This window comes from Erwinia sp. 1181_3, from assembly GCF_052824965.1.
In genome coordinates this window covers 62,638-73,944 of sequence record NZ_VTDE01000004.1, presented here as the reverse complement: position 1 = coordinate 73,944, position 11,307 = coordinate 62,638, and the positions used below count along the sequence as shown (strand labels likewise).

At 57.4% G+C, this 11,307-nt stretch carries 12 protein-coding genes and 1 riboswitch; of the genes, 4 read left to right on the top strand and 8 right to left on the bottom strand.

Annotated elements, in window-relative coordinates:
• Positions 1-58 precede the first annotated feature (58 nt).
• Genes FY046_RS12285 through FY046_RS12265 form a run of 5 tightly spaced genes read right to left on the bottom strand, consistent with a single transcriptional unit; the run spans position 59 to position 4,110 of the window.
• Entirely contained in the window at positions 59-694 is a 636-nt protein-coding gene (locus FY046_RS12285; protein ID WP_133842059.1) for an urea amidolyase associated protein UAAP2, read from the bottom strand.
• Positions 695-705: 11 nt separating this feature from the next.
• Complete coding sequence (locus tag FY046_RS12280) at positions 706-1,413, bottom strand: urea amidolyase associated protein UAAP1 (RefSeq protein ID WP_167863992.1); 708 nt, start codon at positions 1,411-1,413, stop codon at positions 706-708.
• Complete coding sequence (locus tag FY046_RS12275; protein WP_167863993.1) at positions 1,397-2,215, bottom strand: ABC transporter ATP-binding protein; 819 nt, start codon at positions 2,213-2,215, stop codon at positions 1,397-1,399. Before FY046_RS12275 ends, FY046_RS12280 begins: the two co-directional genes overlap by 17 nt.
• On the bottom strand, positions 2,212-3,027 hold the full coding sequence (locus FY046_RS12270) for an ABC transporter permease (RefSeq protein WP_133842056.1): 816 nt from the start codon (positions 3,025-3,027) through the stop codon (positions 2,212-2,214). The genes FY046_RS12275 and FY046_RS12270 overlap by 4 nt, the downstream gene beginning before the upstream one ends.
• Positions 3,028-3,051: 24 nt before the next feature.
• Positions 3,052-4,110 (bottom strand): putative urea ABC transporter substrate-binding protein, encoded by a 1,059-nt coding sequence (locus tag FY046_RS12265; protein WP_167863994.1) that lies wholly within the window; start codon positions 4,108-4,110, stop codon positions 3,052-3,054.
• Between the two features lie 55 nt (positions 4,111-4,165).
• Positions 4,166-4,264: riboswitch (guanidine-I (ykkC/yxkD leader) on the bottom strand.
• 271 nt (positions 4,265-4,535) lie between these two features.
• Between FY046_RS12265 and FY046_RS12260 the strand changes: the two genes are divergently transcribed.
• Positions 4,536-5,810 carry an MFS transporter gene (locus tag FY046_RS12260; RefSeq protein WP_446186088.1) on the top strand — a complete coding sequence of 425 codons (1,275 nt, stop codon included), beginning with the start codon at positions 4,536-4,538 and terminating at the stop codon, positions 5,808-5,810.
• 118 nt (positions 5,811-5,928) lie between these two features.
• Here the strand turns inward: FY046_RS12260 and FY046_RS12255 are convergent, their stop codons facing one another.
• Genes FY046_RS12255 through FY046_RS12245 form a run of 3 tightly spaced genes read right to left on the bottom strand, consistent with a single transcriptional unit; the run spans position 5,929 to position 7,652 of the window.
• Positions 5,929-6,324 carry a hypothetical protein gene (locus FY046_RS12255; protein ID WP_167863996.1) on the bottom strand — a complete coding sequence of 132 codons (396 nt, stop codon included), beginning with the start codon at positions 6,322-6,324 and terminating at the stop codon, positions 5,929-5,931.
• 31 nt (positions 6,325-6,355) lie between these two features.
• Positions 6,356-6,988: an NAD-dependent dehydratase gene (locus FY046_RS12250; RefSeq protein ID WP_133842052.1), complete on the bottom strand. Its 633-nt coding sequence runs from the start codon at positions 6,986-6,988 to the stop codon at positions 6,356-6,358.
• A 1-nt stretch (position 6,989) separates the two neighbouring features.
• Positions 6,990-7,652, bottom strand: a complete 663-nt coding sequence (locus FY046_RS12245; protein WP_133842051.1) for an NAD(P)H-binding protein — start codon at positions 7,650-7,652, stop codon at positions 6,990-6,992.
• Positions 7,653-7,806: 154 nt separating this feature from the next.
• Between FY046_RS12245 and FY046_RS12240 the strand changes: the two genes are divergently transcribed.
• Genes FY046_RS12240 through FY046_RS12230 form a run of 3 tightly spaced genes read left to right on the top strand, consistent with a single transcriptional unit; the run spans position 7,807 to position 11,289 of the window.
• Entirely contained in the window at positions 7,807-9,048 is a 1,242-nt protein-coding gene (locus tag FY046_RS12240; RefSeq protein WP_159336653.1) for an MFS transporter, read from the top strand.
• A gap of 23 nt (positions 9,049-9,071) precedes the next feature.
• The gene (locus FY046_RS12235) at positions 9,072-10,145 is read left to right on the top strand and encodes a sugar phosphate isomerase/epimerase family protein (protein WP_446186087.1); all 1,074 of its coding nucleotides are present in this window, start codon (positions 9,072-9,074) and stop codon (positions 10,143-10,145) included.
• On the top strand, positions 10,138-11,289 hold the full coding sequence (locus FY046_RS12230; RefSeq protein WP_212812709.1) for a Gfo/Idh/MocA family protein: 1,152 nt from the start codon (positions 10,138-10,140) through the stop codon (positions 11,287-11,289). Before FY046_RS12235 ends, FY046_RS12230 begins: the two co-directional genes overlap by 8 nt.
• Positions 11,290-11,307: the final 18 nt, after the last annotated feature.

Sequence of the window (11,307 nt, the reverse complement as noted above, 5' to 3'; positions counted from 1 at the left end):
CTGGCCGCCTGAGGTCGTCCTCAGGGGAAAATGCATTTTCTCAGCTGAGTATCAGCAATCAGTTCCACACCAGCACTTCGGCAGCGGTGGGGTTCCAGCCGTTGCAGGGATTATTCAGCTGCGGGCAGTTGGAGATCAGCACAATCACGTCGCATTCCGCGCGCAGTTCAACGTATTTCCCGGCGGCAGAGATCCCGTCTTCAAACGTCAGGCCGCCCTCAGGCGTCACCGGTACATTCATAAAGAAGTTAATGTTGGCAGTGATATCGCGCTTGTTCAGCCGCCCGTCGTGCAGGCAGGCGCAGAGGAAGTTATCGCGGCAGCTGTGCATATAGCGCGTATCGGCGTGATAGCGCACGGTGTTACTTTCCTGCGCACAGGCTCCGCCAAGCGTATCGTGGCGGCCACAGGTATCGGCAACAAGGGTCAGCAGCGGGTTGCCGAGGTTGGAATAAAGCACGCTGCCGCAGGTCAGATAGGCATTGTTTTGACGGCGTAACGTGCGCTGGGCGTCATAGCGCTCACGCGGGCTGGCGGCGCGGTAAAACAGCGTATCCACCGCCTGGTTACCTTCCAGATCGTGCAGGCGCACCGTCTGGCCTTTTTTTACCTCAAACAGGAACGGCTCTCCTGCCGGGATCGTGTGGCGATAGACCGCATCGGCAGGGTTTTTATCACTGGTGGTTAACGTCATCGGGTGGCTCCTTATACGACAAAGCGCTCAATATTCTGGAAGGCGCGCAGATTTTCCGGGCGCGAGGTTTTGCACAGCGTCAGCCCTGCTGGATCGCTGGCAGGCATCAGCGCAAGCTGTACCGGACGTGGCGTGTATTCCTGGTTTGGGTCCATCGGGTGCGGCAGCGCGGTCAGCACCACCAGAATATCCATCGGCGCATACAGCTCTACCACGCTGCCGGGGGCGGAGTGCTGCGGATGGAAAGTGAATGCGCCCTGCTCATCTACCGTCACTTTGCTGAACAGATTGAGCACCATGTGCAGATCTTCGAGGTTGAGATTCCATTTACCCATCTCGATCAGCAGGTTATCCATCCCGTTGCGATGGAAGCCATTGCGCCGTTCCTGATAGCGCCCCTGACCGTATTTTTCCGCCACTTCCTCCGCGTTCAGCACGCCACCGAAGCTGTCGTGCCAGCCGCAGGTGTCAGTGACGATGGCCGCCAGCACGCGGCCCATATCGGAGTAGAGGCAGTGCCCTGCACCCAGCCGCGCGGTGTGTTGCCCTTTCAACGTGTCCGGCAGATTCAGCCGCTCGCTTTTCTCATGGGCGTTAAACAGCATCAGGCTGACATTGGCGCCGCCCTCGATGTCCGTCAAACGCAGGCTCTGCCCCTGTTTCACCACAAACGAGGTATGACCGCCGCCGGGTAACGTTTCTTCATAGGGATGTGTCATGTGAAATCTCCGGGTTAAATGATTGTGCTGCCAGTGCCGGGTGCGGGATCACCACACCCGGCTGCTGACGCTGCCGCAGGCGGGTTTCATTCAGCGGCAAATCGTAGGTCACGCGCGCTCCCCAGGCGTTGGGCTCATGGGGGTCGATGCGGACTTTGTCGAACACCAGCAGGCGGGTGCCGAGGTTGAAGCCTTCTGACAGGTCGTGGGTGACCATAAACACCGTCAGTTGAGTTTCCTGCCACAGCGAGAGCAGCAGACTGTGCATATCCTTGCGAATGCCGGGATCGAGCGCGCCGAACGGTTCATCCAGCAACAGAATGCGCGGGCGCATAATAAAGGCCTGGGCGATCGCCAGCCGCTGTTGCATGCCGCCGGAGAGCTGGGCCGGATACTTCTCCAGTGCATGCCCCAGTCCAACCCGCTCCAGCATCTCAGCGGCCTGTTCACGTGCCGCTTTTTTACGCCGTCCAAACAGACGCCCGAGAAACGCTGCCTGCGGCAGTTCCAGCCCGATGGCGACGTTATCCAGCACATTCAGATGGGGGAACACGGAGTAGCGCTGAAACACGACGCCACGGCTGGCGTCCGGCTCTGGCGTCAGCGGCTGGCCTTCCAGCAGGATGGTGCCTCGACTCGGTTTCTCCTGGCCCAGCAGCAGGCGCAGAAACGTCGATTTCCCGCAGCCGGAGGCCCCGACCATGGTGCAGAACTCCCCTTCGTTAATGCTCAGGTTGAGGTTCTCCAGCACCACGTGGTTGCCGTACTCCTGCCAGATATGGTTGATATCGATAAAACTCATGATTTTTCTCCCTGTGCCCAGGGGAAGCACAGCCGGTTAAGGTGGCGCAGCCCGAGGTCCATCAGCCACGCCAGCAGCGTGATCCAGATGACGTACGGCAGAATGACGTCCATTGCCATGTACCTGCGCACCAGGAAGATGCGGTAGCCCAGCCCGGCGGTGGATGAGATGGCTTCTGCGGAGATCAGGAACAGCCAGGCCGATCCCAGCAGCAGGCGCAGTGAGGTCAGCAGCCGGGTTAACAGCTGCGGTAAGACCACCCGCAGCACCACTGTCCAGCTGTTGGCCCCGAGGGTCTGCGCCTTAATCAGGATCTCCACCGGAATTTCCCGCGCCCGCTGCTCAAGGTCACGCGCGAGCATGGGTGTAATCCCAATGACGATCAGCATAATTTTCGACAGTTCATCGAGGCCGAAGACGATAAACAGCACCGGGAGGATCGCCAGCGGCGGGACCATCGAGACCACCGTCATAAACGACGACAGCGGCGATCGCCACATCGGGAAAACCCCGGAGGCGATACCAAAGCACAGCCCCAGCAGTGAGGCGATGCCCAGCCCGATCAGCAGCCTGCCGAGACTGACGGCGGTGTCCATCCACAACAGGTATTCGCCACTGCGTTTATCCGGGGTAAACGCCATGCGCCATACCGCATCGGCCATCTGCCCCAGTCCCGGTAACAGCTTGTCGTGGGGGTTAGCCTCCAGCCGCACCGCAGAACCGATAAAGTACGCGGCGATCACCAGCACAAATGGCAGCAGAATCAGCATCAGGTGCAGGCCCTTTTCAGGGTGTCGATTAATTTGCCGCATCGTTTGGCCTCCTCAGAGTGATGATCACAGCGTGCCGGCAGCCGCCATCTTCAGATAGCTGTCGTCGAAACGCAGTTTGATATTGCTGTTGTCGCCCAGGGTCACGTTGCCGGGGAAGCTCATGCCGATGAAATCCGCACTCTGCGCGCCATCGCCGAGCAGGCCTTTTTCAAAGGAGAAGTTCGCCACACGCTGCATGGTTTTCGCCAGTTCGGCATCGGTGACAAACTTCAGGTTGTCGGCCGGGGTGTAAAACAGATGGGTGGTTTTGAGCTGGGCCTGATAGCCGCTGAGATCGGTACCGGAGGCGACGGCCATCGCGCTCAGCGCGTCTTTATCGCCCGCTTTCATCTGCGCCATCATTTCATACCAGGCACCCGTCAGTGCTTTACCCAGTGCCGGGTTATCTTTCAGTACTGCGCTGTTCACCACCATCATGTCGATCAGCTCGCCGGGCACCTGTGAAGACTCAAACACTTCGCTGGTGTTGGGGGTGTTTTTGATCACCGACAGCTGCGGGTTCCAGGCGACAGCGGCCTGCACGCCCTTGGTGGCGAAAGCAGAGACAATATCGGCATCCGAGGTGTTAACCACCGTAACGTCTTTTTCCTGCAATCCGGCTTTTTCCAGGCCGCGTACCAGCAGGTAATGCGATACCGACAGCTCAGGCAGATAGACCTTCATGCCTTTCAGGTCGTTCAGCGTTTTGCCTTTCCCCTTCAGCACCACACCGTCGTTGCCTTCGGAATAGCTGCCCAGGATCAGCGCGGTGGAGTCCACGCCACCGGCGGCGGGAATGGTCAGCGCATCCATATTGGTCATCGTGCAGCCGTCAAACTGTCCGGCGGTGTACTGATTGATGGATTCGATATAGTCGTTGAGCTGAGTGACGTGGATTTTAATGCCGTATTTCGCCGCCCACTTATCGATGATGCCGGAAGAGGCAATCTGGCCCCATGGCATCCAGCCTGCGTAAATGGTCCAGCAGACATTGAACTCTTTCTTAGGGGCGGCCTGGGAAGGAACGCTAACCAGCGCGGTGACGCTGAGAAGGCAAATGCTGAGGATGTGGGAAAATTTCATTGTAACCTCGGTGTTGGCGGATAATACGGGGCAGCGCTACACCAGTGGTGTTGCTGTCTCCCGGGCTTTTATCCCGCCGTGTAACCCCAACCGAGGTCGCCAGCTCTCGGACCAGTCATCCACGTCGTGGACCGGAACCCTAGCCTGCTATTGTGTTCAGTGATCGGTATAACGCTGCTGCTTGGGAAAGATAAAGCAAGAGTTATGCCAGGAGGGTTTTCACTGCAAAACAAGAGGTTATTAATAACGCGTGAACGCTCACGTTCGTTTATGGGGCATCATTTTCTGGCAGACTGCATCAGAAGTGTGCATCCCGATACTGATACCCGGTCATCACTTCCCGTTAAAACAATGCATTGTCGGTAACGGTTTGCCTGTCTACCCTTGCAGTACGCTGTTTTATTCATCATAAGGTGCTGAGAACCATGACACAGTCTGAATCTGTCCGCAGAAAGGCGCTGATTGCCGGTGCCGTCGGCAACTTTATCGAGTGGTATGAGTTTGCCGTGTATGGCTTTCTCGCCACGGTGATTGCCCGTAACTTTTTTACCTTACAGGGCGAATCTGAACTGACCGGGATCATCCTCACCTGGGCCTCCTTCGCCATTGCCTTTTTCTTCCGGCCGCTGGGGGCGATTGTTTTTGGTCGCATCGGCGACAGAATTGGCCGCAAACCCACGCTGATCGCGGTGCTGATACTGATGACGCTGGCGACAGCGGCGATAGGCCTGGTGCCTGTTTATGCCTCTATCGGTCTGGCTGCCCCACTGATTATTACTCTGTTGCGCATTCTTCAGGGCCTGTTTGCCGGGGGTGAGTACGGCGGTGCAGTGTCACTGATGACCGAGTTTGCGCCAAAAGGGAAAAGAGGGTTATACGGTGCATGGCAGTCGCTGACCGTGGCCTTTGGCCTGCTGGCCGGGGCGGCAATGGTGGCGGTGCTGACGGCAACCCTGAGCAGTGAGGCGCTGCACAGCTGGGGCTGGCGCATTCCCTTCCTGACGGCGCTGCCGCTGGGCCTGGTGGCGCTCTGGCTGCGGATGCAGCTGGAAGAAACGCCCACCTTCAGCAAGGCCAGCGTTGAGCACCGCGCGCCAGACGGCGGGCTGGTGTTCCGGGTGATCCTGCTGGGTATTGGCCGGGTAATGGTGTGGTCAGCGGCGGGCTACACCTATCTGGTGGTGATGCCAACCTATTTACAGTCAGTGTTGCATACCGGGCTGAATCAGGCGCTGGTGATTGCCGTGCTCTCCAATATCGGCTTTGCCCTGACGATTTTACCCGCCGGGATACTCAGCGACCGCCTCGGTCGTCGTAACGTGATGGTGTTTGCCAGCGTGATGTTACTGATTTTCGCCTGGCCTTTGCTGAAGGTATTGCAGATGCCCGATATCGGCTTGTGGGTGAAGTGCCTGGTGGTGCTGTTTGCCGGAGGGCTGGTGGGACTGCTGGCCGGGCCGGGGCCTGCGATGTTGTCTGAGATGTTCCCTACCCGGGTGCGCTATACCGGACTGGGGCTGGCCTATTCGCTCTCCAATGCAATCTTCTCCGGTTGCGCCGGGTTGATTATCAGCGGCTTGATCAAGCAGACCGGCAACAACGACATCCCGGCATTTTATGTGATGGCGACTGCGGTGATCAGCATCGCTGCGCTGATGACACTGCGGGGGGACGATCACCGGCGGGATCTGGATGAGTGACTGACGGGCAGATTTTTTTGATGGCGCCACGGAAGGAACTCCGGGGGTGCCATCCAGCCCATCTCTCCTCTGGAAATATCATGATAATGACGCTGACCGGTTTCAAACGTTTTACTGATTACTTATCTTTAAGAAACCACCTGGATAGTTTTTTCTTTTCAAACAAAACACATAGCAGGATAAAACCATAGCCAGCCAACCCTGAAATGAACATCAATAATACCCGGAGAGGGTTAGTTTCGTACCAGGCATAAAACATCAATATAAAAATAAAAGTCATAACGGCAAGTGAAAACGTAACTTTCAAGAAAGATGAGACGAAAATAAACGGCATAACAGCATATTGCATATAAAACTTAACAAATCCCAAAGTCACACCTCGGCTTCGCGGCCGATAATGTTCCATATACCACTGATACCCCAGTTGATGGACGACAACGACAACCAGGCAGCCAGTCAGTGAGAAAAGAATTTTAAAAGCGAGGATTTTGTTTTTTCCCGTGACTGAATTCATATTTCCATTTCCATTTTTTCTCACCCTGCCCTCAGTCCGATAATGCCGCCGCCGGGACAATATGCACGCCTTTCCGTGGTGTCAGCGCCGCGTCCAGCAGCGCACGCGCAATATTCTGTGCCGGATTCAGGCGCATCCGTTTTGGCAGCAGCGGCCCCGCCACCCGCAGGAAGCTCATCATCAGTGCCTCCATCGTCCGCGCTTCCTCACGCTCTCCGCCAATCAGGCCCGGGCGCACCAGCGTCAGTGAATCAAACCCGAGCTGCGCAAGATCGCGCTCCAGCTCCCCTTTGACCCGATTGTAAAAAAAGCGCGACGCGATAGAAGCACCGGTAGCCGAGTTCAGTACACAGGTCTGAACACCCTGCGCTTTTGCCTGACGCGCAATCGCCAGCGGGTAATGGTAATCAACCCGCTTAAATGCCTCCCGCGTTTGTGCCTTTTTCATGGTGGTACCTAACGTGCAGACCATTGCATCGGCCTGCCACCAGGGTTCGTTCCACGGCAGGCTGTCAAAATTGACCACCGGGGCCAGCAGTTTAGGATGTGCAGGCAGCGCCCGCCGTACCGGAGCCACTACCGATGTGACGCGTTCATCTTGCAGTGCCAGGCGTAAAACCTGTCCGCCTACCAGTCCCGTTGCTCCTGCCAGCAATAACTTCATTTTATGCTTCCCCGGCCAGACGTCCGATAGCCGGATCCACCGGCGTATCGCCGTCGGTCAGTTCGATAAGCTTGTGCGACACCTGCGGCTGTTCAACCAGCGCCACCAGCGCGGCGGCGACGTTATCGCGCGATATATTCCCGTAAGGGATCGCCAGCCCGGCATTCACGCGGCCCGTTCCGGCCTCGTCAGTCAGCGTGCCAGGGCGCAGGATCACCCAGTCAAGGTCGCTGGCGGCCAGATGGACATCGGCCTGTTTCTTCACTGCCATGTAATATTCAAAGGTCTCTGAAATTGTCTTAGCGCGCCCGGCTTCAGGAAAAGCGGACACCAGCAGAAAACGTGAAACGCCCGCCTGCTGCGCCGCCGCCACGGCCAGCTCCAGTCCTTTACCATCAATGGCCTGCGTGGTTTCCTTCCCTCCTTTCCCCCCCGCACCGGCGGTAAATATCACGCTGTCGCAGCCGCGCAGTAACTCGCTGAGCCCGGCCACGGTCAGACGTGTCAGGTCCCCCGGCGCGCTTTGGGCACCGAGCTTTTGCAGTTCTTCACCCTGTTCGGGATGGCGGTGAAGTGCCACCGGCTGATGCCCGCGCTGTGCGAGCTGGCTGACCAGACGGCGGCCCACATTGCCTGCCGCACCAATAATAAATACCTTACTCATTGCGATCTCCAGATCATGAACCAGCCTCAATCTTAGCTGATTGATTGTGACTCGCCTCGCACTTCGCAGCAATGCCACAGGAAAGTATAAAAGTAATCGATTACATTGTGCGTGAGATTAATTGTAATCGATTACTTTATGAAGGGGTCTGACGATGGTTTCTTCCGTTGAGCATGCAGGCGTTGCGGGCAGTAAACAGGTTTTACTGGTGCCACGCCTGGCATTAATGATGTTTTTACAGTTCTTTATCTGGGGTACCTGGTCGGTGACGCTGGGCCTGGTGATGACCCAACATAACCTTGGGACGATCATTGGCGATGCCTTCTCCGCCGGGCCGATTGCCTCGATCCTCTCGCCGTTTGTCCTGGGGATGATCGTTGACCGTTTCTTCCCCTCGCAGAAAGTGATGGCGCTGCTGCATCTGGCGGGTGCTGTGATCCTGTGGTTTGTGCCCGGCGCGCTGGAAGCACAAAACGGTTCGCTGCTGATTGTGCTGCTGTTCGCTTATACGCTGTGCTACATGCCGACGCTGGCACTCACCAACAATATTGCGTTTCACAGTCTGAGCAACAGTGAGAAAAGTTTCCCTGTGGTGCGTGTGTTCGGCACCATCGGCTGGATTGTTGCCGGGATCTGCATTGGCGTCAGTGGGATTTCCGCTAGCGTGATGATCTTCCAGCTGGCTGCCGCCTGTTCGGTGCTGCTGGCTGCCTACAGCCTGACGCTGCCGCACACCCCTGCTCCGGCCAAAGGCCTGCCGTTCCGGGTACGGGACCTGTTCTGTGCGGATGCCTTCAGCCTGCTGAAGCAGAGTCACTTCCTGATTTTCGCTCTCTGCGCCACGCTGATCTCTATCCCGCTGGGCACCTATTACGCCTTTACCGCCACCTTCCTTGCCGATGTCGGTATCCAGGATGTCAGCAGCGCGATGTCCTTCGGTCAGATGTCGGAAATCGTCTTTATGCTGATTATCCCGCTGCTGTTCCGCCGGCTGGGGGTGAAATACATGCTGCTGATCGGCATGGTGGCGTGGTTCGTGCGCTACATGCTGTTTGCTTATGGCGTGAGCGATGAAGCGCGCTGGCTGTTGTACGCCGGGATCCTGCTGCACGGGGTCTGCTACGACTTCTTCTTTGTTATCGGTTTTATCTACACCGACCGCGTGGCCGGCACCCAGGTGAAAGGCCAGGCGCAGAGCCTGATTGTGATGTTCACCTACGGCATCGGCATGCTGCTGGGTTCGCAAATCTCCGGCGCGCTGTACAACCATCTGTTCACGGCGGGGAGCCCGCATGCACTGAGTGACTGGACGACGTTCTGGTTAATCCCGGCCGTTGCCGCGCTGGTGATCGCCGTGATCTTCCTGTTCTCGTTCCGCTACAAAGAACAGCGTTAATTTTTACCCTTCAGGAGAATGCAATGAAGACATTAAAAGGCCCGGGTTTGTTCCTGTCACAGTTCATCGGCCAGGATGCGCCCTTTAATACGCTGGATAACCTCGCACAGTGGGCGGCGGATTTAGGTTTCAAGGCGTTGCAGATCCCCTGTAATCACCCGCACATTTTCGATGTGGAAAAAGCGGCGAACAGCCAGAGCTATTGCGATGATATTCGTGAACGCCTGGCGGCATACGGGCTGACGATCAGCGAGCTGTCCACCCATCTGGAAGGTCAGCTGATTGCCGTGCACCCCGCCTATGACGAAGCGTTTAACGATTTTGCCCCGGAGGCGGTACGTCATGATCCCCGCGCCCGCCAGCAGTGGGCCACTGGGGTACTGATGCAGGCGGCGCAGGCGTCTGCCCGCCTGGGGCTGACGGCGCACGCCACCTTTTCCGGGGCGCTGGCCTGGCCCTATTTCTATCCGTGGCCACCGCGTAAAGCCGCACTGATTCATACCGCGTTCAGCGAGCTGGCCGTGCGCTGGAAGCCGATCCTCGACGTTTTCGACCATCACGGAGTGGACGTCTGCTACGAGCTGCATCCGTCAGAAGATCTGCACGATGGCATCAGTTTTGAGCGTTTCCTCGCCGCAGTGGACCACCATCCGCGCTGCAATATCCTGTTTGATCCCAGCCATATGCTGCTGCAACAGATGGATTATCTGGCCTTTATCGATATTTATCACAGCAGAATTAAAGCTTTTCACGTCAAGGATGCGGAGTTTACCCCATCAGGGCGCAGCGGCGTTTATGGCGGCTACCAGACATGGATTGAGCGCGCCGGGCGCTTCCGTTCACCTGGCGACGGGCAGATCGATTTCAAGGCCATTTTCAGCAAACTGGCGCAGTACGGCTATGACGGCTGGGCGGTGCTGGAGTGGGAGTGCTGCCTGAAAGACGCCGCCACGGGCGCCCGCGAAGGGGCCCAGTTTATTACTCAGAATATTATTCCGGTCGCCGACCGCGCGTTTGATGATTTCGCCGCTACCGGCGAGTCCGATACCGCCATTCGTTCGATGCTGGGCATCACAGGAGTCAACTCACATGATTAAAGTGGGCATTGTCGGGTCGGGCTTCATTGGCCCGGCGCATATTGAGGCGATCCGTCGCCTTGGTTTCGTTGAGGTGGTCGCACTGTGCGACAGTTCACTGGTGGTAGCGCAGGAGAAAGCACAGCAGTACAACGTGCCTTTTGCCTATGGCGATGTGGCCGAACTGCTCCAGCATCCGGGGCTGTCGGTGGTGCACAACTGCACGCCAAACCATCTGCATGCGGCAATCAACCGGCAGATTCTGCTGGCGGGAAAACACGTCTTCTCCGAGAAGCCACTCTGTATGACGGCCGCCGAAGCACGCGAACTGGTGACGCTGGCAGAACAGGCGGGCGTGGTGCATGCGGTGAGTTTTGTCTATCGACAGTTCGCGATGGTGCAGCAGGCGGCCAGTATGATCCGTCATCAGCAGGCTGGGCGTATTTTTGCGGTTCACGGCAGCTATTTACAGGACTGGATGCTGCATGACACGGACTTTAACTGGCGTATTCTGCCGGATAAAGGGGGCGTGTCGCGCACCGTGGCGGATATTGGTTCGCACTGGTGCGATACCCTGCAATTTGTCACCGGGCGTAAAATCAGCGCCGTTATGGCGGATTTCGCCATCGTTCATCCAAGCCGGAAAGCCAGCCTTAGCGACGGCAGCACCTTCACCTCGGGCAAGGCAGCGGAAGACTATCAGGAGGTGGCGGTGGAAACCGAAGATTTTGCTTCTGTCCTGCTGCGTTTCGACGACGGCAGCAAAGGCAGCATGACGGTATCGCAGGTCAGCGCCGGACGTAAAAATCGCCTGGCGTTTGAGATCAACGCCAGCAAACTCTCCCTGGGCTGGGATCAGGAAGCCCCGCAAACGTTATGGCTTGGCCAGCGCGACGGGCCGAATCAGCGTCTGTCGGACGACCCCTCTTTGCTGAACCCGGATGTCGCCGCGACGGCGCATTTCCCCGGTGGGCATATCGAAGGCTGGCCAGATGCCTTTAAAAACATGATGCTTAACTTCTACCGTTACATTCAGGCGGGCAAGCAGCCGGGCACCGATGTCGGCAACTTTGCCACCTTCCACGATGGCGCGAATATCATGTTCATTATTGACGCGATGGTTCAAAGCCATCAACAGCAGCGCTGGATCACCGTTCAGGACTGACGCTCTCCCGGTCACGGT

Bases quoted from the DNA above. Each gene is read 5' to 3' on its own strand.
- FY046_RS12230 (WP_212812709.1), top strand. From the start codon at position 10,138: ATGATTAAAGTGGGCATTGTCGGGTCGGGCTTCATTGGCCCGGCGCAT.
- FY046_RS12240 (WP_159336653.1), top strand. From the start codon at position 7,807: ATGGTTTCTTCCGTTGAGCATGCAGGCGTTGCGGGCAGTAAACAGGTT.
- FY046_RS12255 (WP_167863996.1), bottom strand. From the start codon at position 6,324: ATGAATTCAGTCACGGGAAAAAACAAAATCCTCGCTTTTAAAATTCTT.
- FY046_RS12265 (WP_167863994.1), bottom strand. From the start codon at position 4,110: ATGAAATTTTCCCACATCCTCAGCATTTGCCTTCTCAGCGTCACCGCG.
- FY046_RS12235 (WP_446186087.1), top strand. From the start codon at position 9,072: ATGAAGACATTAAAAGGCCCGGGTTTGTTCCTGTCACAGTTCATCGGC.
- FY046_RS12250 (WP_133842052.1), bottom strand. From the start codon at position 6,988: ATGAAGTTATTGCTGGCAGGAGCAACGGGACTGGTAGGCGGACAGGTT.
- FY046_RS12270 (WP_133842056.1), bottom strand. From the start codon at position 3,027: ATGCGGCAAATTAATCGACACCCTGAAAAGGGCCTGCACCTGATGCTG.
- FY046_RS12285 (WP_133842059.1), bottom strand. From the start codon at position 694: ATGACGTTAACCACCAGTGATAAAAACCCTGCCGATGCGGTCTATCGC.
- FY046_RS12275 (WP_167863993.1), bottom strand. From the start codon at position 2,215: ATGAGTTTTATCGATATCAACCATATCTGGCAGGAGTACGGCAACCAC.
- FY046_RS12245 (WP_133842051.1), bottom strand. From the start codon at position 7,652: ATGAGTAAGGTATTTATTATTGGTGCGGCAGGCAATGTGGGCCGCCGT.
- FY046_RS12260 (WP_446186088.1), top strand. From the start codon at position 4,536: ATGACACAGTCTGAATCTGTCCGCAGAAAGGCGCTGATTGCCGGTGCC.
- FY046_RS12280 (WP_167863992.1), bottom strand. From the start codon at position 1,413: ATGACACATCCCTATGAAGAAACGTTACCCGGCGGCGGTCATACCTCG.